23 protein-coding genes are annotated in these 25478 nt (G+C 45.3%); 18 read left to right on the forward strand and 5 right to left on the reverse strand.

What is annotated here, in order from left to right:
• Positions 1–47 precede the first annotated feature (47 nt).
• Positions 48–2066 carry a bifunctional tRNA (5-methylaminomethyl-2-thiouridine)(34)-methyltransferase MnmD/FAD-dependent 5-carboxymethylaminomethyl-2-thiouridine(34) oxidoreductase MnmC gene (mnmC, locus tag NL626_RS21115; RefSeq protein ID WP_253657707.1) on the reverse strand — a complete coding sequence of 673 codons (2019 nt, stop codon included), beginning with the start codon at positions 2064–2066 and terminating at the stop codon, positions 48–50.
• A 128-nt stretch (positions 2067–2194) separates the two neighbouring features.
• Here mnmC and fabB point away from each other — a divergent pair, with 128 nt between their 5' ends.
• The 10 genes from fabB to purF all read left to right on the forward strand — a co-directional run bounded on the left by fabB (position 2195) and on the right by purF (position 16171).
• On the forward strand, positions 2195–3406 hold the full coding sequence (fabB, locus tag NL626_RS21120) for a beta-ketoacyl-ACP synthase I (RefSeq protein WP_005380557.1): 1212 nt from the start codon (positions 2195–2197) through the stop codon (positions 3404–3406).
• A 340-nt stretch (positions 3407–3746) separates the two neighbouring features.
• A complete protein-coding gene (locus NL626_RS21125; protein ID WP_005380560.1) occupies positions 3747–4880 on the forward strand; it encodes a 4-phosphoerythronate dehydrogenase in 1134 nt (377 codons plus the stop codon).
• Entirely contained in the window at positions 4877–5890 is a 1014-nt protein-coding gene (locus NL626_RS21130; RefSeq protein WP_005380562.1) for an aspartate-semialdehyde dehydrogenase, read from the forward strand. The genes NL626_RS21125 and NL626_RS21130 overlap by 4 nt, the downstream gene beginning before the upstream one ends.
• A 197-nt stretch (positions 5891–6087) precedes the next feature.
• Positions 6088–10089, forward strand: a complete 4002-nt coding sequence (locus NL626_RS21135; RefSeq protein ID WP_253657708.1) for a FimV/HubP family polar landmark protein — start codon at positions 6088–6090, stop codon at positions 10087–10089.
• 142 nt (positions 10090–10231) lie between these two features.
• Entirely contained in the window at positions 10232–11026 is a 795-nt protein-coding gene (gene truA, locus NL626_RS21140) for a tRNA pseudouridine(38-40) synthase TruA (RefSeq protein WP_053304165.1), read from the forward strand.
• 197 nt (positions 11027–11223) lie between these two features.
• Positions 11224–12150, forward strand: coding sequence for an acetyl-CoA carboxylase, carboxyltransferase subunit beta (accD, locus tag NL626_RS21145; RefSeq protein WP_005380583.1), 927 nt, complete (start codon positions 11224–11226; stop codon positions 12148–12150).
• Between the two features lie 46 nt (positions 12151–12196).
• Positions 12197–13459 carry a bifunctional tetrahydrofolate synthase/dihydrofolate synthase gene (folC, locus tag NL626_RS21150; protein WP_017820798.1) on the forward strand — a complete coding sequence of 421 codons (1263 nt, stop codon included), beginning with the start codon at positions 12197–12199 and terminating at the stop codon, positions 13457–13459.
• A gap of 14 nt (positions 13460–13473) precedes the next feature.
• Entirely contained in the window at positions 13474–14067 is a 594-nt protein-coding gene (locus NL626_RS21155; protein WP_017820797.1) for an SPOR domain-containing protein, read from the forward strand.
• A 61-nt stretch (positions 14068–14128) separates the two neighbouring features.
• Positions 14129–14620, forward strand: coding sequence for a CvpA family protein (locus NL626_RS21160; protein ID WP_005380590.1), 492 nt, complete (start codon positions 14129–14131; stop codon positions 14618–14620).
• Between the two features lie 36 nt (positions 14621–14656).
• A complete protein-coding gene (purF, locus tag NL626_RS21165; protein WP_005380592.1) occupies positions 14657–16171 on the forward strand; it encodes an amidophosphoribosyltransferase in 1515 nt (504 codons plus the stop codon).
• Positions 16172–16237: 66 nt separating this feature from the next.
• On the opposite strand, the gene NL626_RS21170 is transcribed toward purF, so the two are convergent.
• Positions 16238–17113: a LysR family transcriptional regulator gene (locus tag NL626_RS21170; RefSeq protein WP_005384959.1), complete on the reverse strand. Its 876-nt coding sequence runs from the start codon at positions 17111–17113 to the stop codon at positions 16238–16240.
• Positions 17114–17402: 289 nt separating this feature from the next.
• Here NL626_RS21170 and NL626_RS21175 point away from each other — a divergent pair, with 289 nt between their 5' ends.
• From NL626_RS21175 to recR, 7 genes are all read left to right on the forward strand, one after another.
• On the forward strand, positions 17403–18509 hold the full coding sequence (locus NL626_RS21175; RefSeq protein WP_005380606.1) for a response regulator: 1107 nt from the start codon (positions 17403–17405) through the stop codon (positions 18507–18509).
• A 223-nt stretch (positions 18510–18732) separates the two neighbouring features.
• Positions 18733–18864 (forward strand): hypothetical protein, encoded by a 132-nt coding sequence (locus NL626_RS22975; RefSeq protein ID WP_005380608.1) that lies wholly within the window; start codon positions 18733–18735, stop codon positions 18862–18864.
• Between the two features lie 27 nt (positions 18865–18891).
• Positions 18892–19284 carry a YbaN family protein gene (locus tag NL626_RS21180; protein ID WP_031779047.1) on the forward strand — a complete coding sequence of 131 codons (393 nt, stop codon included), beginning with the start codon at positions 18892–18894 and terminating at the stop codon, positions 19282–19284.
• Positions 19285–19446: 162 nt separating this feature from the next.
• Complete coding sequence (gene apt / locus NL626_RS21185) at positions 19447–19992, forward strand: adenine phosphoribosyltransferase (protein ID WP_005380615.1); 546 nt, start codon at positions 19447–19449, stop codon at positions 19990–19992.
• A gap of 8 nt (positions 19993–20000) precedes the next feature.
• Positions 20001–22106, forward strand: coding sequence for a DNA polymerase III subunit gamma/tau (gene dnaX, locus NL626_RS21190; RefSeq protein ID WP_253657709.1), 2106 nt, complete (start codon positions 20001–20003; stop codon positions 22104–22106).
• Between the two features lie 82 nt (positions 22107–22188).
• Positions 22189–22518, forward strand: coding sequence for a YbaB/EbfC family nucleoid-associated protein (locus NL626_RS21195; RefSeq protein ID WP_005380618.1), 330 nt, complete (start codon positions 22189–22191; stop codon positions 22516–22518).
• 30 nt (positions 22519–22548) lie between these two features.
• Positions 22549–23148, forward strand: a complete 600-nt coding sequence (gene recR, locus NL626_RS21200) for a recombination mediator RecR (RefSeq protein ID WP_005380619.1) — start codon at positions 22549–22551, stop codon at positions 23146–23148.
• A gap of 51 nt (positions 23149–23199) precedes the next feature.
• Here recR and aqpZ read toward each other — a convergent pair whose 3' ends face one another.
• From aqpZ to NL626_RS21215, 3 genes are all read right to left on the reverse strand, one after another.
• Positions 23200–23898, reverse strand: a complete 699-nt coding sequence (gene aqpZ, locus NL626_RS21205; RefSeq protein ID WP_253657710.1) for an aquaporin Z — start codon at positions 23896–23898, stop codon at positions 23200–23202.
• 229 nt (positions 23899–24127) lie between these two features.
• The gene (locus NL626_RS21210; protein WP_017820793.1) at positions 24128–24376 is read right to left on the reverse strand and encodes a YkgJ family cysteine cluster protein; all 249 of its coding nucleotides are present in this window, start codon (positions 24374–24376) and stop codon (positions 24128–24130) included.
• A 137-nt stretch (positions 24377–24513) separates the two neighbouring features.
• Positions 24514–24762: a GlsB/YeaQ/YmgE family stress response membrane protein gene (locus NL626_RS21215; RefSeq protein ID WP_005380625.1), complete on the reverse strand. Its 249-nt coding sequence runs from the start codon at positions 24760–24762 to the stop codon at positions 24514–24516.
• A gap of 188 nt (positions 24763–24950) precedes the next feature.
• Between NL626_RS21215 and NL626_RS21220 the strand changes: the two genes are divergently transcribed.
• A complete protein-coding gene (locus tag NL626_RS21220) occupies positions 24951–25391 on the forward strand; it encodes a YcgN family cysteine cluster protein (protein WP_005384948.1) in 441 nt (146 codons plus the stop codon).
• Positions 25392–25478 lie beyond the last annotated feature (87 nt).

Genomic DNA, 25478 nt, shown 5'->3' on the forward strand with positions numbered 1-25478 from the left:
GATTCCCGACACGTATCTGTGTCGGGAATTAAAACGAGAGAATACTCTTACAGCTCGGTAATGGCTTTGCCTTTTCTTAGTTTACGAACCCACATTCGACTTGGGTGAAGTTCGGTCAATACATCAACCGGTAATGGCAGCGGGTCCCCACAGATCTGGGAGGCCAACACTTCAGCTAATAATGGTGCAGAGCTCAGTCCACGAGATCCTAAACCTAAGAAGCAGAATAGGTTAGGGTACTGATGAATGGTTTCTACCTCTTCTGCTTTTTGATTTTGTAAGTTGGCATATTGCGTTTTGATCGTCTCAAAGTCACCCACATTCCCGACAAATGGTAAGTGATCTCGGCTAACACAACGAATACCTTGGCGAGATTGATTACCAGTGATATCTACCTCTTTTGCCCATGTTTGATTCGGTACACATTTCACTAGCTTTTCCGCATTATCTTTTTGGGCGTTTTCATCAAATTCGTAGTCAAGGTGACTGCGGTCGTAGCTTGCACCGATACACAAGTGTTGATTACTTGGGTTAACAGGTGTCATGTAACCGTCGTAACACAACACCGTTTTCAGCTGACTCAGCATTTCGGTTGCTGGCGCATGACTGACTTGTCCTTTCACTTGTCCCATTGGTAGGGAAGCGGTTTGACTCAATGTCTGGAACTCATGGCCGTTCGCAATTACAACCGTTGAGTGCTCAAATGTTTGACCACTCGCCGTTAGTAGCCAGAGCTGACGCTTTTCATCCCAATCTAATGCCTCAACAAGATGTTCAAACTTCGTTGAGAGTAACGACGTCTTCTCCAATTGTTTAATTAACCCGCGAGTTAACTCGGCAGGGCACAGCCACCCTCCCATTGGGTAGTGCACAGACGCCATATCAATAGGTAACCCGATAGTGTTCGCAGTTTCCTCGGCGGACAGCTTTTGAATGAGCTCTGGAGTGAAGTTACCCGCAAGCATTTTCTCCAGTTTGTCTGTGGATTTGTCATCCCACATCAACTGAGTTACGCCACACCAGTCATGATCAAAATCGATCTCTTGTGCTGCTTGTTCAACAAACTGACGTGCGAACAAAAATGCAGGAGCAAACACACGCGAAACGCCCGTGTGCGGGCCATTAAGCAGTGGATAAACGGCTCCTTGTCGATTGCCTGAAGCTCCTTTGGCTGGTTGTTTGTCTTTACAGTAAAGGGTGACGTTTTGGCCACGACGAACTAACGTTTTCGCTAACGCCGCGCTAGCTATACCACCACCAATGATGGCAATCGAATCAAGATTGCTAGATGCTGAGCGATTGAACCAAGGGAGATGGTTCGATTGCTTTTCACGTTGCTCCATAGAGCCGGCGATCATTTCTCGCTTAGTGCCGAAACCTTTCACCTTTTTCATTGTAAAGCCAGCTTCGTTCAAACCACGACGTACAAAGCCTGCTGCGGTAAACGTGGCAACTGTACAATCTTGCTTGGCTAGCTTTGCCATGTTGTTGAACAGGCCTTGGTTCCACATTTCTGGGTTTTTGCTTGGCGCGAATCCATCTAAGAACCAAGCATCAATCAAACCTTGTTCGTTGTATGGAACTTGCGGCATGCAGTCTTTAATGTCACCAAACCAAAGGTCGAGTGTGATTGCGCCGTCTTCTAAAACAATGCGATGACACTCCGGCACAGCGGCAGGGTAGTGCTTTTGTAACTTTTCCGCGTATTCAGCTAGCTCAGGCCAAGCTTCATGCGCCTTCTTTAAATCGGCTTTGCTTAATGGGTATTTTTCAAAGCTAATAAAATGCAGCTCTTTCAATGTTGCGTCCGGATGCTGACGACGAAACTCACTAAACCACTGGCATACTGCTAAGAAGTTTAATCCCGTGCCAAATCCGGTTTCACCAATGACAAAACGTCTTTGGTCAAATTCCTGCCATCTTTCTGGGAGATGATTTTGTTTTAAGAAAACGTAGCGTGTCTCTTCAAGACCGTTTACGTTAGAGAAGTAAACATCATCAAATTGGTCTGAAACCGGAGTACCAGCTTCGTTCCAACCAAGTTCTGCGTTTTTTATTGAAGTCATAATGGTGCAAATTTGTGATTTGGCGCGGTAAGAATGGGGCGATTGTACGAATTTATGGGAAAGCTGACCACTTTTGTTGACTATCTTAGTTATCATCTAGCGGATTTTTGAATTATAGGAATGTCATAATGAAACGAGTCGTAATCACCGGTATGGGTATTGTTTCAAGTATCGGTAACAACGTCGAAGAAGTTCTAGCGTCTCTTAAAGCGGGCAAATCTGGCATCACTGCATCTGAGCAGTTCAAAGAACACGGTCTTCGTTCGCAAGTATGGGGTGATCTAAAAATCAACCCGGCGGAACACATCGACCGTAAGCAGATGCGCTTTATGGGTGATGCGGCTGCTTATGCATACCTATCAATGGAGCAGGCAATCGCAGACGCTGGTCTTACAGAAGAACAGGTTTCAAACGATCGTACCGGTATCGTTGCAGGTTCTGGCGGTGCTTCTGCATACAATCAAACGGTAGCGACAGACACGATGCGTGCAAAAGGCGTAAAGCGAGTTGGTCCTTACATGGTTCCTCGTACTATGTCTTCTACTGTTTCTGCTTGTCTTGCTACGCCATTTAAGATTCGTGGCGTGAACTACTCAATGAGCTCTGCATGTGCAACATCTGCACACTGTATCGGCCATGCTATGGAGCTTATTCAACTAGGCAAACAAGATATTGTTTTTGCTGGTGGCGGCGAAGAGCTAGATTGGTCTCAAACTATGATGTTTGATGCGATGGGCGCACTGTCAACCAAATACAATGACACGCCAGACAAAGCATCTCGTACATACGATGCAGACCGTGACGGTTTTGTTATCTCGGGCGGCGGCGGCATGCTGGTTATTGAAGAACTAGAGCACGCACTGGCACGTGGCGCGAAAATATACGGTGAAATCGTAGGTTACGGTGCGACATCAGATGGCTACGACATGGTAGCGCCATCAGGTGAAGGTGCAATTCGTTGTATGAAGATGGCGATGCAAGACGTTGATGGTGTGGATTACATCAACACGCACGGTACATCGACACCAGTTGGTGACGTGAAAGAGCTTGGTGCTATCCAACAATTGTTTGGTGAGAACAGCCCTGCAATCTCTGCAACAAAAGCAATGACTGGCCACGCACTCGGCGCAGCGGGCGTGCACGAAGCAATTTACTCAACACTTATGCTAGACAAAAACTTCATTGCTCCAAGCATCAATATTTCAAACTTGGACGAAGCAGCACAAGGTCTGGACATCGTGACAGAAGCACGTGATGCAGAGCTAACGACCGTAATGTCAAACAGCTTTGGCTTTGGCGGCACAAACGCAACTTTGGTTATTAAAAAGTACCAAGGTTAACTGAATTTGTTGGCGCCTTGCGAGAGTACTGTAAACGCCAACAATCCAGTTTCCAGAGCTTGATCAGTCACACTGATCGAACAGACGCAGACTCTATCCCATGGAGAGCGGGATAGGATCCTTTTGTTCTGGAACTTTGCCCGGCTATTTAGCCGGGCTTTTTCTTTTCTCTGTTTCTGCTTTTCTCTAGGCTTCCCGTCAATCGATTCTATAGGAGTTACCTCCTTGAGGTTTATTGGTGTTATATCTTGAGATTTTTCGGGAAAAGGGCACAATCGCTTTAGTTTCGCATCTTGCGAATAAACGAACTCTTACAAATGGATGTTAGAACGCTGGCGCTATGAAAATTATTGTTGATGAAAATATGCCGTATGCTGAAGAGCTATTCAGCCAACTCGGTAACGTAATTCTAAAACCAGGTCGTACACTGACCGCCGATGATTTAGTGGATGTTGATGCCCTAATGATTCGCTCAGTCACCAAAGTGAATGCTGACCTGATCAGCAAAGCAAACAAGCTGAAGTTTGTTGGTACGGCCACGGCAGGCATGGATCATGTTGACCAAGCACTCTTAAAAGAGAAAGGCATTTTCTTCACTGCTGCGCCAGGGTGTAACAAAGTGGGTGTAGCGGAATACGCGTTCAGCGTGATGATGGTGCTCGCTCAGCAACAAGGTTTCTCGGTATTTGACAAGACGGTAGGTATTATTGGTGCAGGCCAAGTAGGTAGCTACCTAGAGAAATGTTTGAAAGGCATGGGTATTAAAGTTCTCATCAATGACCCATTCAAACAAGAGGCTGGTGATCCTCGTAGCTTTACTCCGTTGACAGAACTGATTGAAAGCTCAGACATCATTACACTACATACGCCAATCACCAAAGATGGCCCATACCCAACGCATCATTTGATTGATGAGAAGGTGTTAAATGGTCTCCGCAGCGATCAAATTTTGATTAACGCGGCTCGAGGTCCCATCGTTGACAACGCTGCTTTGAAGCAACGTCTTTTGAAAAACGATGGCTTTACAGCGGCACTTGACGTATTTGAATTTGAACCAGAGGTTGATATGGAGCTTCTGCCTCTGCTAGCATTCGCAACCCCTCACGTTGCAGGCTACGGCTTGGAAGGGAAAGCTCGCGGTACGACGATGATTTTCAACAGCTATTGTGAGTTCTTAAATAACGAATTACGTGCGCATGCCAGCGATTTACTGCCAACCGCGCCTGTTCCTACTATGGTATTGGACAGAGCTTGGGACGAAGCAACACTGCATAACATCACGCAGTTAATCTATGATGTGCGTAGAGATGACGCTCTTTTCCGCCGTGAAATCAGTAAGCCAGGCGCTTTTGACCTGATGCGTAAAAACTACTGGGATCGCCGTGAATACAGTGCTGTCACGCTAGTGGGTAACAAAACATGTAACCTTGCTCCATTAGCAGAACTAGGTTTTCAGATTGAGGTAAGTCAATGAGCCAGCAATATAATGTTGCCATTTTAGGTGCGACCGGTGCGGTCGGTGAAACAATTTTGGATGTGCTTCAAGAGCGCAAATTCCCAGTAGGCGAAATCTTCCTACTCGCGAGTGAGCGCAGCGAAGGCAAGACTTACCGCTTCAATGGTAAAACGGTACGCGTTCAAAACGTAGAAGAGTTCGATTGGTCTCAAGCGCATATCGCACTGTTTTCTGCTGGTGGTGAGCTATCAGCCAAGTGGGCTCCAATTGCCGCTGATGAAGGCGTGATTGTTATCGACAATACATCACACTTCCGTTACGAGTACGACATTCCTCTTGTTGTGCCAGAAGTAAACCCAGAAGCGATTGCAGAGTTTCGTAACCGTAACATCATCGCGAACCCGAACTGTTCAACCATCCAAATGCTGGTGGCACTAAAACCAATTCACGATGCGGTGGGCATTGAGCGTATTAACGTATCAACTTACCAATCGGTATCTGGTGCAGGAAAAGCGGGTATTGATGAGCTAGCAGGTCAAACGGCGAAGCTGCTAAACGGTCTGCCTGCAGACAAGAAGCAATTCTCTCAACAGATCGCGTTTAACTGTATTCCACAAATCGATCAAATGATGGAAAACGGCTACACCAAAGAAGAAATGAAAATGGTGTGGGAAACACAGAAGATCTTTAACGATCCATCAATCACAGTCAATCCAACGTGTGTACGTGTTCCTGTATTCTACGGTCACGCAGAAGCACTCCACATTGAGACTCGTTCACCTATCGATGCACAAGAAGTCGTTAACTTGCTTGAACAAACTGACGGTATCGAAGTGTTCCACGGTGAAGACTTCCCTACACAAGTTCGCGATGCGGGCGGTAAAGATCATGTAATGGTTGGCCGTATCCGTAACGATATCAGCCATCATAGCGGAGTAAACCTGTGGGTTGTTGCTGACAACGTGCGTAAAGGCGCGGCAACTAACGCGGTGCAAATCGCAGAAGTTCTGATCCGCGATTACTACTAAGTCGTTTACAATTCATTTCAAAGCCTCGCACAGTGCGAGGCTTTTTTGTACGAACGAAACAAAATAGTGTGAGATTAGTACGAATATGGCGAGAGCCACACATTTTTTATTCTCAACGCTATAGTTTTGCATGCGATATCCGATATATTTAACCGATCACCATTTCAAATTGTATTTAGCACAAAACTGAGCCTTCTATGCGTCAAAATTATAAGCGTTTGTTAGCAGCCCTTGTGTTGATGAGCGCGACTCAGACATCATCAGTGGTTCAAGCCGAAGGAATTCGTCTTGTTGGACCGTCTGGTGAAGTGCAATCATCTCCGAGCTATGCTGAAGATATTGAGCGAGCATTACCTGCTCCTCCTGCAAATACTCAGCCGTCACGTTTCTTTGGTCCGACTGGTGAAAATCAAACACTATGGTCGATCGCTTCAGAGTTACGACCTTCACGCGGTGTTACCGTTCAACAAACGCTTCTTGCCATTTATCGAATTAACCCTCAAGCGTTTGAGAACCAAAACATTCATGAGTTGATCCCAGGGAGTCGACTACGAGTACCGTCTCTAGAGCAAGTGCAAAGCGCGACTACAGAGCAAGCTGTTGCGATTATGAAGGCGCACGAGGCTAAGTTAAAACAGCCGAAGCCGACAAATAGAGCCACGCCAGCGCAACGCGTCACCGAGCAACCAAAGCCACAAATAAAAGTAGAACCCAAGCCTGTTGCTCCTAAGCCAGAAACTACTGTAGCTGCGGAACCAAAACCGGTTCAAAAAACAATACCAGTTATTCCTGCGCCACCTGTGAACACCTCTCCGCAGGGTGAAAAGCAGGTCAGTGCGTTAAAAGACAAACTTCAAGGCTCACAAAGTGAATTAGAGTCATTGGAAGAGAAGAACCATCGTCTTCGCTTAATGTTGTCAGAAGTGCAAAGCGAAGTTGAAACCTTGAAAAATGAGCTGAATGACGAAGAACGCATTCGCTCGGAAGTCGAGAAACTGCTTGCTGAAGAGCGCCAGCGCCTTGCTGAGCAACAACGCATGCAGCCAAGTACGATTGACAAGATTTTGTCTAATGGTTGGCTTGTCGGCTTAGCGGCGCTTATTCCAGGTGCATTGCTGGCACTGTTGGTTGTGATGTTGCTTGGTCGCCGTTCTAAAAACAAAGAGGAAGAGCCTGCTGAGCAATCGCCGCAGGAAACCGATCCATTAGCTGCGCCAATTGGTTTAGCGGCGACGGACGAGCTGGATGAAGAACTCACACTTGATGATGAGTTGTTCGCAGATGAAGATATTAGTACTCAGGCTACACAAGAAGAGAAGCCAGATTTAGAAGAAGACGTCTTTGCCAACCTTGACGATGAAGAACTGGATTTCAACCTAGAAGGGGATGATGACCCATTTGCGGGTATCGGTGATGACGGTGACCTAGATGTTGGTCTGGATGAGTTTGAATCATCGAACAATGGTATCCAAGTCAACGGCGAAGAAAAAGCGCTTGGTTTAGAAGAAATGGAGCGAGCCTTAGATGAGGTTGCTCCAGAACTAGAAGTGCTCGATGACGATGAGTCTGGCTTCGATCTTTCGGATGATACGAATGAGAAATCAGACTCACTTTCAGACGACGCATTTGCCGAGTTACTTGCAGCCGATGAGCCGTCAGAAGAGTTACCAAGTGACACTGTCGACCAGGATATGCTTGATGACTTGTTTGCTGAACTTGGCAACGATGACTTCGATTTAGATACTGATGAGCCTGAGTTAAAACAGCCCGTTTCGGATGATGACTTTAGTGTTGGAGAGGCATCTGACGACGATATCGATAAGCTATTGGCCCAGTATGAACAACCGGCTAGTGAATCGGAAGTTCGAGAAGCTGACGCCAATGAAGGTCCTGTTCTAGATGAAAACAGTACAGAGCTACTCGATGAACTCATTGATTTTGATGAAGATGACACAGACGAGTTTGATCCACTAAACGAGCTAGAAGCAATCTCTGGTTTTGAAGGTGATGACTCGATCGAAGAGTTAGACGCAGATAGCACAGACTTACTGGATGAACTCATTGATGATGTTACCTCTGAACTTGATGAAGAGACTGAAGCTGATTTAGATCCGTTTGATGATCTGATTCGAGAGGACGAGAGCCCAGAGCAGAATAAATCGGAAGAGGAAGAGTTACTGAAATCACTTGGTTTTGGTGAATCAGACGCCGACGAAAAGCCATCTTCCGTAGTTGAGTCAGAACAAACTCATGAAGATCAGGACATTGAGTCTGGATTGGACATCGACGCTTTATTAAGTGAAAGCCAACCAGACGCTGCAAAAGATCAACCATTAACCGAGCCAGAGGCTGCTTCAGAGCCATTTAGCAGCGATGAATTTCTTGGTGATTTAGAGGACCTCTCACCAGAGAATGATCCTTTAATGAGCGAGCTAGACGACCTATTTGAGTCAGACAGTGAAGAACTTCTGCCAACAGAACAAGAAAAAGCGGATTTTTCTGCTGAACTTGACGCTCTATTTGATAGTGAAGATGACTTACCGCAGCAAGTTGAAAAAACACAAGCTGAGATAGAGGAAGCTTCATCACTACAACAAGAGGCTACCGATACTGATTCAACACAAGAACCATCCGTGGAGTCCGATGCTGAGGTACAGCCTCACGTTGAGCAAGAGGAAGACATTCCAGCCTTCACACCGACACCAAATACAATAGAAAATGAATTCGGTGTTCCACAAGAAGAAGATTGGCTACTGGATGAACCTGAATTGGAGCCGGAAACTGAGTCGACCAACGATTCAGAAGAAGAATTCAATTTTGATGAGCTAGATCTTCCAGAATTCAGCGAAGAAGATGCTCTAGCATCTATGGCTGGCGAACCTGCGTTAGAAACGTCCGAGTCCGTTGAACCAGAACAAATTGAAGCCGACTTGCCAGCTGAGTCCGAAGAAGAGTTCAATTTTGACGAGCTGGATCTTCCTGAGTTTAGTGAAGAAGACGCATTGGCGTCTATGTCGGATGAGCCGGAGTTAGAAACGTCCGAGTCTGTTAAACCAGAGCAAGTCGAAGCTGACTTACCAGCTGAGTCCGAAGAAGAGTTCAATTTTGATGAGCTGGATCTTCCAGAATTCAGTGAAGAAGACGCATTGGCGTCTATGGTGGATGAGCCGGAGTTAGAAACGTCCGAGTCCATTGAACTAGAACAAGTTGAAGCCGACTTGCCAACTGAGTCCGAAGAAGAGTTCAATTTTGATGAGCTCGATTTGCCAGAGTTCAGCGAAGAAGATGCCTTGGCGTCGATGGAAGAAGAGCCAGAATTACCGAGCTCTGAGACTGCAGATATAGAACCAATCTCCGGTGAGGATGAAGAGTTAAGTTTTGACGACCAAGATCTTCCAGAGTTCAATGAGGAAGATGTTCTCGCGTCAATGAACGAGGGTGCGTCAGAGAGCCCTAAGGTTGAAGCAGAGACATCGAGACCAGCTATTCAAGCCGATAACGATCATGATGCTTTGTTTGAAGTATTTGCGCAGCAAAACGGCTTTGATACTGACCCAGAAGTGCAGCCAACAGCGACAGAGGGTGAGCCGCTCAGTAATTTGGATGATGAATCATCAATGGCTAACCTTCTTGCGGAATACGCAAACTCAGAAGTATTTGAAGGTAAACTAGACAGTGACACCATCGCAAGTGCAGGTATGGATTTTGAAACCATGCTTGATGTTGGAGATGATTGGGATGGCTTTAAACCCGCTGCTGATAACGTAAGTTCTACTGAAGAAGTGCCTGAGGACCAGCGTGATGTTTGGAATTCGAGTGATGCACTAAGTCAGCCAGAGATCGCGCAAGAAAACTGGGCAGAGCAAAGCGACTTGGATGACTTCGACCCGAAGAAAAATCAATTTATGACGATTGATGAATTGATGGCTCAGGTCGACAGAGAAGGTGGTGAGTTCGAAGAAGAAGACCTTAAGCTCGATGTCGGATTGAACGAGTTTCCAGATGTTATCGGCGAGATCGGCGATATTGACGTAGATAACAATGCTGAAGCGGCTGGGAAACTGGATTTGGCTAAAATCTATCTCGAGATGAACGATTCTCAAGGGGCGATTAAACTACTAGAAGAGGCGATTGTTTACGGTGAAGATGATATTCGCCGCGAAGCAAAAAGCCTGATTGACGCCATTAATGGCCGATAAACCGAAACAAAAGGGTAGCGTTTGCTACCCTTTTTGTGTCCCGTTAGTAGGATGCTACCTTTATGTCACCCTTGGTGAAACTGGCAACTTGAGGTGACTTGAGTATATACTTCCCGCCCCATTTTAGAGTTCGAAGGTTAAGATGAGAATCGCATTAGGTATCGAGTACAACGGTACAAACTACTTTGGTTGGCAGCGCCAAAGAGAAGTGAAAAGTGTCCAAGAAGAGCTAGAGAAAGCATTGTCCGTCGTCGCTAATCACCCAGTTGAAGTTCAGTGTGCTGGTCGGACAGACGCAGGCGTGCATGGCACGGGACAAGTTGTGCACTTTGATACCAACGTTACTCGAAAAATGGTAGCTTGGACCATGGGCGCAAACGCGAACATGCCAAGCGATATAGCGGTTCGTTGGGCTAAGGAAGTTTCAGATGATTTCCATGCAAGATTCTCAGCGACAGCTCGCCGTTATCGTTACATTATTTTCAATCATGCTTTACGTCCAGGCATCTTAAACTCGGGGGTTAGTCACTATCATGGTGAGCTCGACGAGAAAAAAATGCATGAAGCAGGGCAGTTCCTACTTGGCGAAAATGATTTTACGTCGTTTCGCGCGGCGCATTGTCAGTCTCGCAGCCCATTTCGAAACTTGATGCATCTGAACGTTACGCGCCATGGGAACTATGTGGTTATTGATATTAAAGCTAATGCGTTCGTGCATCATATGGTTCGTAATATCACGGGTAGCTTGATAAAAGTTGGACGTGGCGAAGAGAGTCCTGAATGGATCAAGTGGTTATTAGACGCCAAAGATCGCAAACTAGCGGGTGCGACAGCGAAAGCGGAAGGTCTGTACCTGGTAGATGTAGACTACCCAGAAGAGTTTGGGTTACCTGAAGTGCCGATCGGTCCACTGTTTTTACCAGATAATTTGAACTAATTTTACAAACTTATTTCAAAATATCGGTAGTGTTTACATTGAATGTGAACGGAAAACATACGCTATTTACGATATCAAAAATAGGTACAACCAGTTTTTTATCTACAGTAGCTGCAAGATATGGTTTAATCCGTCGGTATTATGTCGAATTTATATCTTTCGCAATGAAGCGGAAGAGTTGAGAGAAAAGGTCTTCCATGAGTTGGCTTGAAAAGATTTTAGAGAAAAGCAATCTAGTAAGTTCACGCAAAGCTTCTATCCCAGAAGGTGTGTGGACTAAATGTACCTCTTGTGAACAGGTTTTATACCATGCTGAACTAGAGCGTAACTTAGAAGTTTGTCCAAAGTGTAACCATCACATGCGTATGAAAGCGCGTCGTCGTTTGGAAACATTTTTAGATGAAGGTAATCGAGTTGAATTAGGTTCTGAACTTGAGCCACAGGATAAACTGAAATTTAAAGATTCTAAGCGATACAAAGAGCGTATCTCTGCTGCACAAAAAAATAGCGGTGAGAAAGATGCGCTAGTTGTGATGCAGGGTGAATTGCTTGGTCTGCCGCTTGTGGCGTGTGCGTTTGAATTCTCCTTTATGGGTGGTTCAATGGGTTCAGTCGTTGGTGCTCGCTTTGTGAAAGCAGTGGATGCAGCCATTGAAAATAACTGCGCGCTTGTTTGTTTCTCAGCAAGTGGTGGTGCTCGTATGCAAGAGGCTTTAATGTCTCTTATGCAAATGGCAAAAACCAGTGCTGCGCTTGAGCGTTTATCAGAAAAAGGTCTGCCGTTTATTTCTGTTCTAACTGACCCTACAATGGGTGGTGTATCAGCAAGTTTGGCTATGTTGGGTGATATCAACATCGGTGAACCTAAGGCCCTCATTGGCTTTGCTGGTCGTCGTGTAATCGAGCAAACTGTACGTGAAGATCTTCCTGAAGGTTTCCAGCGTAGTGAGTTCCTACTTGATCACGGTGCTATTGATATGATCGTTGACCGTCGTGAAATGCGTCAGCGTGTGGGTGGTCTTATCGCTAAGATGACTAACCACAAGTCTCCTTTGGTGGTTTCGGTTAACGAATCTCCAAATGAAGAGCCATATTCTGTACCAGAAGCGGACGAAAAAGGGTAAAGTATCAACTAACATAAAAACCAAAGAATTTAATGGTTAAAGTTAGATGACCCAAAACCCAATTCCTCAAGCCACATCTTCATTAGAGATGTGGCTTGATTATTTAGCAAATATTCATTCCTCAGCAATTGATCTAGGCTTAGACCGTGTCCAAGCGGTAGCAAACAAAGCCAATCTTACCAAACCAGCTCCAACCGTAATCACCGTTGCCGGAACCAATGGCAAAGGCTCAACGTGTGCGTTAATGGAAGCCATTTTACTTGATGCTGGCTATTCAGTCGGTGTTTATAGTTCTCCGCACCTGATTCGTTACAACGAGCGTGTACGCATTAATGGCGTTGACGTTGTAGATGCCAAGCACTGTGAAGCATTCGATTATGTAGAAAAGCAGCGTGGTGATGTTAGCCTTAGCCTCTTTGAATTCGGTACGCTTGCTGCGCTACGTATTTTCCAAGTAGAGAAAGTTGACGTTGTCTTACTTGAAGTAGGACTTGGCGGCCGTCTAGACGCCACTAACGTTGTTGACCATGATGTTTCTGTTATTACGAGCTTAGCGATCGATCATGTGGATTGGCTTGGTGATGACATCAATGTTATTGGTTTTGAAAAAGCGGGCATTTACCGTTCAGGGAAGCCAGCAATTTGTGGTCAACCGACGCCACCAGCGACCGTGGCGGCTCATGCTGACGATATTGGTTCTGAGTTCTTCCAAGTAGGTATTCAGTACGATTACCAACTAACTGATAATGGTTGGAAATGGAGCAGTGGGGCATTTGAGTTAGAGGATTTACCAATCCCATCGCTACCATTACAAAATGCAGCCACTGCACTGATGGCACTAGGGGCTTCGGAATTGCAAATCACTGACATAAATATTGTCAATGGCTTGAATAATGCGCGTTTGGCGGGGCGTATGCAAGTACTGCATCACGAACCTGAAATAGTCCTTGATGTCGCTCATAACCCGCACTCTGCTGAGTATTTGGTAGAAAGAGTGAAGCAACAATATCTGGGTAAGAATATCCATATTGTGGTTGCAATGCTGCATGACAAGGACATTAAAGCAACCATTGAAGCGCTAACTCCAGTTGCAACACAATGGTATCCAGCGTCGCTTACTGGACCGAGAGCGGCGACCGCTGATGAATTGTGCCAATACTTACCTGATGGGCAAGTTCATTTTGAAAACCCTGTTGACGCCTTCGAGAGTGCGAGAAGCCACGCAAAGACAGGAGACGTTATTCTGGTGGTTGGCTCATTCCATACCGTCGGAGAGGTATTGGAACATTGGCAATCAAATAATAAATAAGTAAAGGTATTTTGATGGCAAGTAAATTCCAAAGTCGTTTAGTCGGCACCATCATTCTAGTCGCAGTCGGAGTCATTGTTCTTCCCGATGTGCTAGATGGTAAGAAACTGCACTACAAAGAAGAATTTGCCAGTATTCCTATCAAACCAGAACTTGATAGTGATGTGGAAAACTTCGAAATATTAGAGCCAGTGGAAGACGACATTACGTTACCGGATTCTCCGGTTGAAGCTGTAGTGCAAGAACGTGAGGATGCTCAAGTAGCCGTTTCTGAGCCCGAGCCAGCGCCAACATCTAAACCTGAGGTCATCAAACAACCAGAGCAAGTTGAGGTTGTCACTCGTCCTGTTCAAGAGAAAAATCAATATGAAGATTCAGCTTGGATCATTCAGTTGATGGCACTTAAGAATCACGAAAATGCTGTCGCGCTTGTCGCGGATTTGCAAAAGCGTGGTTATCAAGCTCACACAAAGAAAGAAAACGAGTTTACGAGAGTGATTGTTGGCCCTGATGTGTCAAAAAGTAAACTTGAACGACAAGTTCAAGAATTACAAAAAATTACAGGTTCAAAAGGTCAATTGCTTAAATTTAAGCCATTAAATCCATAAGAAAACGTTTGCGTCAGCATTTTTTCTGTTAAAATGCGCGCCAACTTAAGATGAAGAAAAGATGAATTGGATAGATTTTATCATTTTAGGTGTGATCGGATTTTCAGCTCTGATCAGTTTAGTTCGCGGTTTTGCTAAAGAAGCTTTGTCTTTGGTGATTTGGTTTGGAGCGTTTTTTATCTCCAGTAATTACTATGCCAAATTGGCGGTGTACTTCACCAACATCGAAGATGATATGTTTCGTAACGGAGCGGCGATTGCGGCGTTATTTGTCGCAACCTTGGTAGTTGGTGCAGTGGTGAATTACGTCATTGGTCAACTGGTACAAAAAACAGGGCTATCAGGTACGGACCGAATTCTCGGGATTGTATTTGGTGGTCTACGCGGAGTCTTAATTGTTTCTGCGGTGCTGTTTTTTATGGATGCGTTTACTGCATTCCCAAGCTCGGATTGGTGGAAAGATTCACAGTTGATCCCTGAGTTCAGCCGTATCATCGCCCCATTCTTCGAGCATTTACAAGCAACATCAAGTTTTCTGTCTGGCACTATCTAGTAGTGCCAGCTACTGTCGCAAATCGAGGATTAGGACATGTGTGGTATTGTTGGAATCGTGGGCACAACGCCTGTAAACCAGTCTATTTATGACGCGTTAACGGTGTTACAGCATCGTGGCCAAGATGCCGCTGGTATTTGTACCATAGAAAGCAATCGTTTTCGTCTGCGTAAGGCGAACGGTTTAGTCAAGGATGTATTTGAAGCAAGACACATGCAACGCCTGCAAGGCGAGGTCGGAATTGGTCATGTTCGTTACCCTACAGCAGGCAGTTCAAGCGCTTCAGAAGCTCAACCTTTCTACGTAAACTCTCCTTTCGGTATTACACTTGCCCACAACGGTAACTTGACCAACGCTAACGAAGTTCGTCAGAAGCTGTTTGAAAAAGATCGCCGTCATATCAATACCACTTCAGACTCCGAAGTGTTACTAAATGTACTGGCGCACGAAATTGACTCAGTAAAAGGAAATGTCACGACCGAAGACGTATTCCGCGCAGTCACCAATGTTCATCGCACAATTCGCGGTGCTTATGCTGTGACCGCCATGATCATTGGTCATGGTATGATTGCATTTCGTGACCCACACGGTATTCGCCCGCTGTGTTTAGGTAAGCGTGAAGTTAACGGCAGAGCAGAGTACATGGTTGCGTCTGAATCGGTGGCATTGGATGCGGTCGGTTTTGATTTCGTCCGTGATGTTGCACCTGGTGAAGCGATTTACGCAACGTTTGACGGTGAGCTTTACACGAAGCAGTGTGCAGATAATCCTAAGCTTAACCCTTGTATTTTCGAGTTCGTGTACTTTGCTCGTCCGGATTCGTTCATCGATAAAATTTCGGTATACAGCGCTCGCGTTGAAATGGGTAAAAAGCTGGGCGAACGTATTCGTGAAGATTACGCAAACCTTGATATCGATGTTGTCATTCCTATCCCTGAAACGTCTTGCGACATTGCACTGCAAATCGCTCAAGCGATCGATATCCCTTATCGCCAGGGTTTCGTGAAAAACCGTTATGTTGGACGTACGTTTATCATGCCTGGCCAGCAACAACGTAAGAAATCAGTACGTCGCAAGTTGAATGCTATTCGTTCGGAATTCAAAGGTAAGAATGTGTTGCTGGTGGATGACTCTATTGTTCGAGGTACAACGTCAGAGCAGATTATTGAGATGGCTCGTGATTCTGGTGCCAAGAAAGTGTACATGGTCTCAGCGGCTCCTGAAGTTCGTTTCCCGAACGTATACGGCATTGATATGCCAAGTGCTACAGAGCTTATTGCCCATGGCCGTGACAACGATACAATTTGTAAGCAGATTGGTGCCGATGCGCTTATTTATCAACGTCTAGAAGATTTGGTAGAGGCTGTAGGTCTTGGAAACCAAGACATTACTCAGTTCGATACTTCCGTGTTTAACGGCGAATACGTAACGGGTGATATCGACCAACAATACCTAGATTTCTTAGATGGTCTTCGTAATGATGATGCGAAAACACAACTTGAAATCCAACAGGATTTAGCAAACCTAGAGCTTCATAACGAAGGCGCATAGGATGCGCTTTCTTAAGTCGTAAAAAAACCAGAGCTTCGGCTCTGGTTTTTTGTTTTCGCTATCTAGTTAGTGAATGTTATAAGCGATCACAAAGTCAATAAAGAGGCGAACTTTCTCTGGCAGGTGGTCTTTGTGGTTGTAAAGCATATAAATGTCGCGCGGGTTTGCACTCCAATCTGGCAGTACGCGTACCAAATCGCCGCTCTCGATGTACTCTTTGATCATGACATCTGGCATTAGTGTGATGCCTAAACCTTCGGAACAAGCGCTGCGCACCACATTGAGCGCGTTTGCTTGAAAACGACCACGATCAACATTCACCACAGACTCGCCTTTGCTATTAATCAAGGTCCACTTAATAAGTGGGTACCCTTTTAGCAATGAATGGTTAGATAGCTCTTCTGCATGGTGTGGCGCAGGATTCGAGGTTAGATAGTCAGGGCTTGCAACGAGAATATCCTTCACTTCGCCAATCTTACGCGCGATGAGGCTAGAGTCGCGTTGCGGTCCCACTCGAAAAATTACATCCCATTCAGTAGGGTCAAGCTTGTCCGCATTATTCTCTGTCGTTAGCTCAATGTTGATGTCCGGGTACTGCTTCATAAAGCTGTTGAACATCGGCATCATCATTCGTTTAGTTAAGTTGTAAGGCGCGGATATCTTAATCTTGCCGGATGCTCCTCGGCAGTCGTCAGTGATTTCCTCTGCTGCGGTTGTTAGCCTTTGTAGTAAAGGAGAGCACTCATGGTAAAAACGTTCCCCTGCTTCAGTGAGCGAGAGTTTGCGAGCATGACGGTTCAATAGTCGAAGATTGACAGAGTCTTCTAGCGCTTGAATGCGTCGGGTGATGGTCGCAACCGGGATCATGGTTTTTCGCGAAGTTGCGGTGTAGCTCCCATTTTCGACAACCAGTCGAAACAGGTTTAAGTCATCTAATTTCATATTTCCAGACACATTAAATTACCGATTACGGTTAATTTATAATTAACTTTGTGATCAAAGCTTGCTTTAAGTCAACATGTTGCATCATTTGAACACAGCAACCCTGTTTGAGTAAATACTGTTATACGCCGTAATATTTGTATTAATGCAGTTTCCGAGCTAAGTTTTATAACAAGGCGAAGCGGCCTCAGGTCTTGCTGTGACACGTTTTGCTGGAAGTAAACACAACAAAAATAATGACTTAATAATAAATCTGTTTTTTTGACTGAGCTTTGTGAGGGATAAAGGTATGTTTAAGACTCACAGTCAAACGGCAATGGTCTCGGCACAGGAAGTGATTAATCAAAAACTAATAATGTTGGTGGACGATGATCCAATATTTCGTAAAGTAACCAATGCCTATTTAGAAAGTCAGGGTTTTAAAGTAGTAGAAGCAGAAAACGGCCTAGAAGCGCTTCAACAACTCAGGGAATGCCAACCCGATCTTATCTTATGTGATTTATCGATGCCGGTCTTAGATGGTATCGAGTTCGTCGAAGAAGTTAGTCTCGAATATCCATATATGCCGCTTATCGTGGTATCAGGCACGGATGAAATGTCCGATGTCGCGAAAGCGTTGCGATTTGGTATTAAAGATTTTCTTCCTAAACCGATAGGTAATTATGAGCACCTATCTCAGGCGATAGAGAATACGCTAGAAGATACCGATAGCCACTTCTCAGAACAACGTGACTTTTCAAGTCAGTGGTTCAGGGTTGATGATGGTGGTGAAATCCCAGATGAACAAGAGCTGTATTGGCATCTGGAATATTTACAACAGAATCCGAGTGCGGCAAGAGATTTACTGCAAGCGCTATTGCCAGAGAAGGATGCTGCTCAGGGAGATTGGCGCTGCTCGTACCGTTTATTGCAATCGACGGATGTGATGCCCTTGGTTTTCGATTATCGTTGGTTAATGAATGGTCAATTTGCGTTTTATCTCGTTGATTCTGCTTCCCAAGCTAATGATGGAGTTGCGACGACATTGCTCGTTAGGGCATTGTTTGACGATTATCTCCGTAACTTGAAAAGTTTCAGTGCTGATCTCAAGGACATGGTAGGGATCATTGAAAAAGGAATTGAGTGTTCGGAGTGTGCGGGTGCAGTCAATGCTGTGTTTGGTGTCGCCGACCTCGCTTCATCCTCGGTCTCTATATTGCCTGCGGGTTTAGATAGCCATTGGTCTGACGGAAATACGAATCAACACATCGCAGCAGGTAACCGTTTAGGGGGAGGAAGTATGAAAAACTTCATCACCCGCGATTTACCGCTTAGTGTTGCAGGACAGTTGTCCATCGGGTGTTTAGGTTCTTCAAGTTTTAGTTTAAGTATTACCCGGAAATCCCGACTAGTATAATTATGACTTGCAAACCAATAAGCAGCGTCCTGACGCTGCTTATTATCTTTTTAGAACCACCAAAACAACATACGTTTAGTTCAATAACCTTACTTTTTACTGGTGTTTAGATTTGGCTGTTTAATGTATAGTCAGCGCTTAAAACAATAATGACCCATTTGTGCAACGATAATTTAACGCTGTGCCTTGGGAGAAGCAAAGTCAACTAGTGAGAAGACACATCATGGCAGACAAAGATTTTAAAGAGCCTTATAATATTTTTTACTTTTTAGGTTTTATTGCAGTTCTTTTGATCCCAACACTTCCTGCAACGCTAACCTGGCTTCGTGTAATGAATGGTTACGCAGGCTTTTAATCTAGCTATTTTGTACCGGAGTTCACCATTCGTATTAAGCGTTACTTTTTCAATACTGTTGGTGGACTCTGTATTGTGCTCGGCATAGCCGGCATAGCCCTTCCACTTTTACCCACCACACCTTTTATTTTGCTTGCTAGCGCATGTTTTATGCGTGGTAGCCCCGCATTTCATCAATGGTTACATAACCACAAAACGTTTGGACCCATTCTCGACAATTGGCATAAGCATCGGGCTGTTACTTCAAAAGTAAAAAAGCGTGGTGCGATTTTTATTGCGCTTAGTTTCATGGTTTCAATCGTTGTTGTCCCCCTCGTTTGGGTAAAAATTGGTCTTTTAGTGATGCTAATCGTTTTACTCAGCTGGTTTATGCGTCTGCCTGTGATTGAGTTGGTTGCTGACCGAGAAGAAAATCACTAAGATTGTAGAGAATAGTGTGCCCGCTCTTCGAGTGGGCGTTTGTATTTTCAGCGCCTGTGACTTTTACGAAAATAAGCACATAGTGGTGAAAACCTATTGTTCGTTGCCCTCGTGATACTGCGATTAGAGAGGGCGATGAGCCAATCTAAGTAAATCGGTATTATGACTACAGAAACAATTTCACTGATCAAATCTAGCATCAAAAGCATCCAAGACTACCCAAAGCCAGGCATTCTATTTCGTGATGTGACGAGCCTTCTTGAAGACGCGAAAGCATACCAAGCAACGATCAACTTACTTGTTGAACGTTACAAAGATATGGGCTTTACCAAGGTTGTGGGTACGGAAGCTCGTGGCTTTCTATTTGGCGCGCCTTTAGCGCTTGAGCTAGGTGTTGGTTTTGTACCAGTGCGTAAACCAGGCAAGCTACCACGCCCTACTGTTGCTCAATCTTATGAGCTTGAATACGGCGTTGATACACTAGAAATCCATACAGATGCCATCGTTGAAGGCGACAAAGTACTGGTTGTCGACGATTTATTGGCAACGGGCGGTACTATTGAAGCGACGACTAAGCTGATTCGCCAACTGGGTGGTGAAGTTGAGCACGCTGCGTTCGTTATCAACCTACCAGAAATCGGTGGCGATAAACGTTTAGAAGCACTAGGTCTAAACGTGTACAGCATCTGCGATTTTGAAGGACATTAATACATTCAATGAGTTATTTAGCTTTAGCGCGAAAATGGCGTCCTAATCAGTTTGACCAAGTTGTCGGACAAAAACATGTCCTGACGGCGTTGGAAAACGCACTGGCGCAAAACCGTTTACACCATGCTTATCTGTTCAGCGGGACTCGTGGTGTGGGTAAAACGAGTATCGGTAGGCTGTTTGCCAAAGGCTTGAACTGCGAAACCGGCATTACCGCGACACCTTGTGGTAAGTGCGATATTTGTCGTGAAATTGATGAAGGTCGCTTTGTCGATCTTCTTGAAATCGACGCAGCATCACGTACTAAAGTTGAAGACACTCGTGAACTGTTAGACAACGTTCAATACAAACCTGCTCGTGGACGTTTTAAAGTGTACCTCATCGATGAGGTGCACATGCTATCGCGTCACTCTTTCAATGCGTTGTTGAAAACCCTGGAAGAGCCGCCAGAGTATGTGAAGTTCTTACTCGCAACAACTGATCCACAAAAGCTGCCTGTCACTATATTGTCGCGTTGTCTTCAGTTTCATCTGAAACCAATCAGCGTTGATGATATTCACCAGCAACTTGATTACATCCTAGGTCAAGAGCAAGTTTCAGCAGAGCCAAAAGCGTTGGGTATGATCTCACATGCTGCAGATGGCAGTATGCGTGATGCTCTTAGCTTGACTGATCAAGCAATTGCTTTAGGTAACGGTGCGGTGCAAACCGATATTGTCAGCCACATGTTGGGGACGATTGATACCGACCAAGCGATTCACTTACTAGAGTCAATCAGCAGCAAGCAACCTCAACAAGCCATGGATAAAATCCAGCAATTAGCAGCAAATGGTGTCGAGTGGGATGGTTTGTTGCAGCAAGTCGCAACACAGTTACACCGAATTGCGATGTATCAAGCGTTGCCCGCATCGTTAGACCGAGCCCAACCAGATGCAGAGAAAATTGAGCTGTTGAGTAAAGCTCTAAGCCCGCAAGACGTTCAGCTTTACTATCAAATTGCATTGAAAGGTCGTGAAGATTTGACCCTCTCGCCAAATGGGCGAGTCGGTTTGGAAATGATTGTGCTGCGTATGATGGCGTTCCGCCCATCAAATAACAGTGGGGCAAATGTTGTTTCTAGTAACTGCGAGCCAGCGTCATCTCCGGCTCAAAGTACCAGTCAACCAAAGGCTGCGCCAGCTCAGACAGTAGCAGCTCCTCGAGCTCAGCAGCCGAGTCCAGCACAAAGCTCACCACAAGTGGCGCCTCAACCTTCATCCAATTCACAACCTGAATATCACGCGAGTGGATATGAGAGGGTTCCGCCACAGTATGATATGGCGCCGCCGATGAGCGAAAACCCTGCACCGCAGCATGAAACGCCACCTCAACAAGTGCAAGAGAGCGTTTCAACACCGGCGCGCGGTGGTCTAAGCGGTTTACGTCACCAATTACGTTCTCAGCGTCAAGGCCTACAACAGAACACTCCTCAAAATGGTGGCTCAAAAAAGCCTAAAGCGGCATCTGCACAACCAGAATCGGTTATCGACCGAGTAGCGCAATTGCATGGCAATTCCGCGCAGGTGTCGCCAAACTCAGCTCCGAAGTCGACGGAGCCACAAGTTGAGGAAGCGTATCGCTGGCGTCCAAGCAAGCCTGTTGAGACAAAAGTAAATACAAAACTGACACCTACGCAGCTCAAGCAGGCACTTGAGCATGAGAAAACGCCTGAAATGGCACAAAAGCTCATCGATGAGTCATTAGAACATAATGAATGGGCGAAGCTCATCAGCTTAATGGAGATCCCTAAGCTGGTAGAGCAACTTGCGCTAAACTCTCATTATAGTAAGGAAGGAACAACCGTTTCGTTACTATTGAGAAGCAGCCAAGCTCATTTGAATACTGATAGAGCTCAAGCCGAATTGCTCAAAGCACTTAATACCGTGTTAGGTGAAGAGTGCCACATGAGCATCGAAATAGGGGAGAGTGGAGAAACACCACTTGAACTGAGAGATAGGCTCTACCAAGAGAAATTACAGCAAGCGCTGAACAGTTTAGAAAACGATCCAAATGTTCAATTTATTGAACGTCGTTTTGCTGCAGAGCTTGATAAAGATAGTGTGCGCCCTATCTAATAATCGAATGGAATGGGGTTGAAAACCCAAAGGTATAACCCCATTAATTGATGCAACACCTCATTAAACCAGAGAGATAAACATGTTTGGTAAAGGCGGTATGGGCAACCTAATGAAGCAAGCCCAGCAAATGCAAGATCGCATGCAAAAGCTTCAAGAAGAAATCGCGAATATGGAAGTAACTGGCGAGTCTGGTGCTGGCCTAGTTAAAGTTACTATCACTGGTAGTCACAGCGTACGTCGTGTTGACATCGATGAAAGTTTGATGGAAGACGACAAAGAAATGCTTGAAGATCTGATCGCTGCGGCGTTCAACGATGCAGCCCGTCGTGTTGAAGAAACTCAAAAAGAGAAAATGGCTTCTGTAACTGGCGGTATGCAACTACCACCAGGCATGAAAATGCCATTCTAATCTGCTGATATTTAATTAAGCGGACTTTTAATGCGTACCAGTCATATGCTGGAGCAATTGATGGAGGCCTTACGTTGTCTACCTGGGGTTGGCCCCAAGTCAGCGCAGCGTATGGCCTTTCATTTGTTACAGCGCGATAGAAAAGGCGGTTTGCAGCTTGCAGATGCGCTGAGTCAGGCAATGACAGAAATAGGTCATTGTACTGAGTGTCGAACCTTCACCGAAGAAGAAGTCTGTCACATTTGTACCAACCCAAAACGCCAAGAAAATGGTCAAATTTGTGTGGTAGAAAGCCCGGCAGACATCGCAGCCGTTGAAGCAACAGGCCAATATTCTGGTCGGTATTTTGTTCTTATGGGGCATTTGTCGCCATTAGATGGTATTGGTCCAAGTGATATTGGATTAGATGTCCTTGATTACCGCTTACGTCGCGGTGATATTACCGAAGTGATTTTGGCGACAAACCCAACAGTTGAAGGTGAAGCCACTGCCCACTACATCGCAGAGCTATGTAAAGAGCACCAAGTTGATGCCAGCCGCATCGCGCATGGTGTGCCTGTCGGTGGGGAGCTAGAGCTTGTTGATGGCACGACGTTGTCACATTCGCTATTAGGTCGACACAGAATTTAATAAAAAGCCGCTGAATTCAGCGGCTTTTTTGATTTTGGGAGTTAGGAACGATTAATCGTTCGATTCTTTACCAAGAAGATTTTTGTAGATAACCGCACCAAGCACGCCACCCACAATAGGAGCAATCCAGAACAGCCATAGCTGAGAAACCGCCCAGTCACCCACATATACTGCGACTGCCGTGCTACGAGCAGGGTTTACTGACGTATTGGTGACAGGAATGCTGATCAGGTGAATGAGAGTCAAACACAGGCCAATTGCGATAGGTGCAAAGCCTTGTGGCGCACGTTTGTCTGTTGCACCCATAATGACAATCAGGAACATCATCGTCATGACAACTTCAGTCACAAGTGCAGCGATCATCGAGTATTGGCCTGGAGAGTGTTCACCATAACCATTGGCGGCAAAGCCAGAACCCACAACATCGAATCCTGCTTGTCCAGATGCAATAACGTAAAGCACGCCACCTGCGATAAGCCCGCCGATAACCTGTGAGATGATGTAGGGAGCAACGTCTTTTGTCTCAAAACGACCGCCAGTCCAAAGGCCAACTGTCACTGCAGGGTTCAAGTGACAACCTGAAATATGACCGATAGCAAATGCCATCGTCAGAACGGTTAAACCGAATGCCAAAGAAACGCCCAACAGACCAATACCCACTTCAGGGAAACCCGCAGCCAACACCGCGCTACCACAGCCGCCTAACACTAGCCAGAACGTGCCAACAGCCTCAGCCAAATACTTATTCATGTTCTTTCCTGATCTTTAATTAAATGACCCGCTGAACATAGTCGAGAATTGTCAATAAATTGTGAGGGAGATCGCGCGAAAACCGCAAATGGAACGCTATGTGGCAAGAGTTCTCAAGGGTGAGATAAAAAGCAGAGGGGGAAAGTGCTAAATCTTGAGTTTGCTTTGATTACTGCCGCGGAGAGAAACAACCGAGGTACTAACTTTAAACGTGTGGTCTAGAGTCGCATTACGTCAATTGTTCTAATTCAGTGATGTTGTCGAGTGCTTCTTGATTGGTGTTGCCGCATACAATCGGACACGGTTTAAAATCGTGACAGACTTTAGGGCGTTCAGGCTTACCAAATAGCTTGCACAAATTGTCGTCGTTGAGTTGCACACAACGAACACCTGCAGGTTTGCCCTTGGGCATTCCTGGTATTGGTGAAGAGATACTTGGCGCAATACAGCACGCTCCACATCCTAATCGACAATCCATAATGTAAACCTCTTAAAAATTAAGGGGGCAATTATGGTCATTTTGACGTGGATTGGAAGAGTGAAGAAAGAAAAAAATAAAAGGGCGCGCTTAACATTACGCTCCCTTTTTGGTTTTTTGCTTTTAAATCATCGTGATTATTTTAAGAAACGGTTATAAACAAACAACAGAATAAATGCGCCTAGTGTTGCGGTAATGATACTACCAATGTTGACGCCAGTGGCTCCGCCGAAACCGAGAATGCCGCCAAGGAAGCCACCTACAAATGCCCCTGCAATACCAAGTAACATTGTTGCAATCCAACCGCCCCCATCTTTTCCTGGCATGAGCCATTTAGCAAGTGCGCCGGCGATTAAGCCCAAAATAATCCAAGAAATAATACCCATGAAAACTCCTTAATGCCTTCTTGATCAATTGAGTAATGGAAACTTGTTTAAGGATAGAACAGTAAAACGAAAGTAGTTGAATATCTCCACCGTTATGTGGGAAGGATGCAAGATCTTCTCAAAACTTGAACTTTTGCGTTGAGAAGAGTATAAATCGCCCCCTAAATTCCCTTGGTGAGACTTGAAGTATGAGCACTCCATTTTGGCAAAGTAAATCGTTAGAGCAGATGACAGAAGAGGAATGGGAATCTCTCTGTGATGGTTGTGGCAAATGTTGTTTGCATAAGCTTATGGATGAAGATACCGATGAAATCTACTATACCAATGTGGCTTGTAGCTGGCTGAACAGTAAAACGTGTTCGTGTAAGGATTACCCAAACCGTTTCACTTCGGGTGAAGAGTGCACCAAGCTGACCCGAGAAGACATTGACGATTTTACTTGGCTGCCACACACGTGCGCTTACCGTCTGTTGGCTGAAAAGCAGCCTTTACCAGAATGGCATCCGTTGATTACCGGCTCTAAGTCCGCAATGCATGCGGCAGGGGAAAGTGTCCGTAACAAAGTTGTTTACGAGATTGATGTGGTGGATTGGGAAGACCATATTTTAAATCATCCCAACCGTCCTTAGTCGAATAAAAACAAGCCTTTCATTGATTAAATGAAAGGCTTGTTTGCTATTGGGGCTCCCAACTTTGACGTCTCGCTAACGAAATGC

Source organism: Vibrio sp. Y58_MX_L22, from assembly GCF_024181865.1.
GTDB lineage: Bacteria > Pseudomonadota > Gammaproteobacteria > Enterobacterales > Vibrionaceae > Vibrio > Vibrio alginolyticus.

What these genes read in the sequence shown, in the direction of transcription:
- mnmC (WP_253657707.1), bottom strand. Translation starts at nt 2,066, where the DNA reads ATGACTTCAATAAAAAACGCAGAACTTGGTTGGAACGAAGCTGGTACT.
- fabB (WP_005380557.1), top strand. Translation starts at nt 2,195, where the DNA reads ATGAAACGAGTCGTAATCACCGGTATGGGTATTGTTTCAAGTATCGGT.
- NL626_RS21125 (WP_005380560.1), top strand. Translation starts at nt 3,747, where the DNA reads ATGAAAATTATTGTTGATGAAAATATGCCGTATGCTGAAGAGCTATTC.
- NL626_RS21130 (WP_005380562.1), top strand. Translation starts at nt 4,877, where the DNA reads ATGAGCCAGCAATATAATGTTGCCATTTTAGGTGCGACCGGTGCGGTC.
- NL626_RS21135 (WP_253657708.1), top strand. Translation starts at nt 6,088, where the DNA reads ATGCGTCAAAATTATAAGCGTTTGTTAGCAGCCCTTGTGTTGATGAGC.
- truA (WP_053304165.1), top strand. Translation starts at nt 10,232, where the DNA reads ATGAGAATCGCATTAGGTATCGAGTACAACGGTACAAACTACTTTGGT.
- accD (WP_005380583.1), top strand. Translation starts at nt 11,224, where the DNA reads ATGAGTTGGCTTGAAAAGATTTTAGAGAAAAGCAATCTAGTAAGTTCA.
- folC (WP_017820798.1), top strand. Translation starts at nt 12,197, where the DNA reads ATGACCCAAAACCCAATTCCTCAAGCCACATCTTCATTAGAGATGTGG.
- NL626_RS21155 (WP_017820797.1), top strand. Translation starts at nt 13,474, where the DNA reads ATGGCAAGTAAATTCCAAAGTCGTTTAGTCGGCACCATCATTCTAGTC.
- NL626_RS21160 (WP_005380590.1), top strand. Translation starts at nt 14,129, where the DNA reads ATGAATTGGATAGATTTTATCATTTTAGGTGTGATCGGATTTTCAGCT.
- purF (WP_005380592.1), top strand. Translation starts at nt 14,657, where the DNA reads ATGTGTGGTATTGTTGGAATCGTGGGCACAACGCCTGTAAACCAGTCT.
- NL626_RS21170 (WP_005384959.1), bottom strand. Translation starts at nt 17,113, where the DNA reads ATGAAATTAGATGACTTAAACCTGTTTCGACTGGTTGTCGAAAATGGG.
- NL626_RS21175 (WP_005380606.1), top strand. Translation starts at nt 17,403, where the DNA reads ATGTTTAAGACTCACAGTCAAACGGCAATGGTCTCGGCACAGGAAGTG.
- NL626_RS22975 (WP_005380608.1), top strand. Translation starts at nt 18,733, where the DNA reads ATGGCAGACAAAGATTTTAAAGAGCCTTATAATATTTTTTACTTTTTA.
- apt (WP_005380615.1), top strand. Translation starts at nt 19,447, where the DNA reads ATGACTACAGAAACAATTTCACTGATCAAATCTAGCATCAAAAGCATC.
- dnaX (WP_253657709.1), top strand. Translation starts at nt 20,001, where the DNA reads ATGAGTTATTTAGCTTTAGCGCGAAAATGGCGTCCTAATCAGTTTGAC.
- NL626_RS21195 (WP_005380618.1), top strand. Translation starts at nt 22,189, where the DNA reads ATGTTTGGTAAAGGCGGTATGGGCAACCTAATGAAGCAAGCCCAGCAA.
- recR (WP_005380619.1), top strand. Translation starts at nt 22,549, where the DNA reads ATGCGTACCAGTCATATGCTGGAGCAATTGATGGAGGCCTTACGTTGT.
- aqpZ (WP_253657710.1), bottom strand. Translation starts at nt 23,898, where the DNA reads ATGAATAAGTATTTGGCTGAGGCTGTTGGCACGTTCTGGCTAGTGTTA.
- NL626_RS21210 (WP_017820793.1), bottom strand. Translation starts at nt 24,376, where the DNA reads ATGGATTGTCGATTAGGATGTGGAGCGTGCTGTATTGCGCCAAGTATC.
- NL626_RS21215 (WP_005380625.1), bottom strand. Translation starts at nt 24,762, where the DNA reads ATGGGTATTATTTCTTGGATTATTTTGGGCTTAATCGCCGGCGCACTT.
- NL626_RS21220 (WP_005384948.1), top strand. Translation starts at nt 24,951, where the DNA reads ATGAGCACTCCATTTTGGCAAAGTAAATCGTTAGAGCAGATGACAGAA.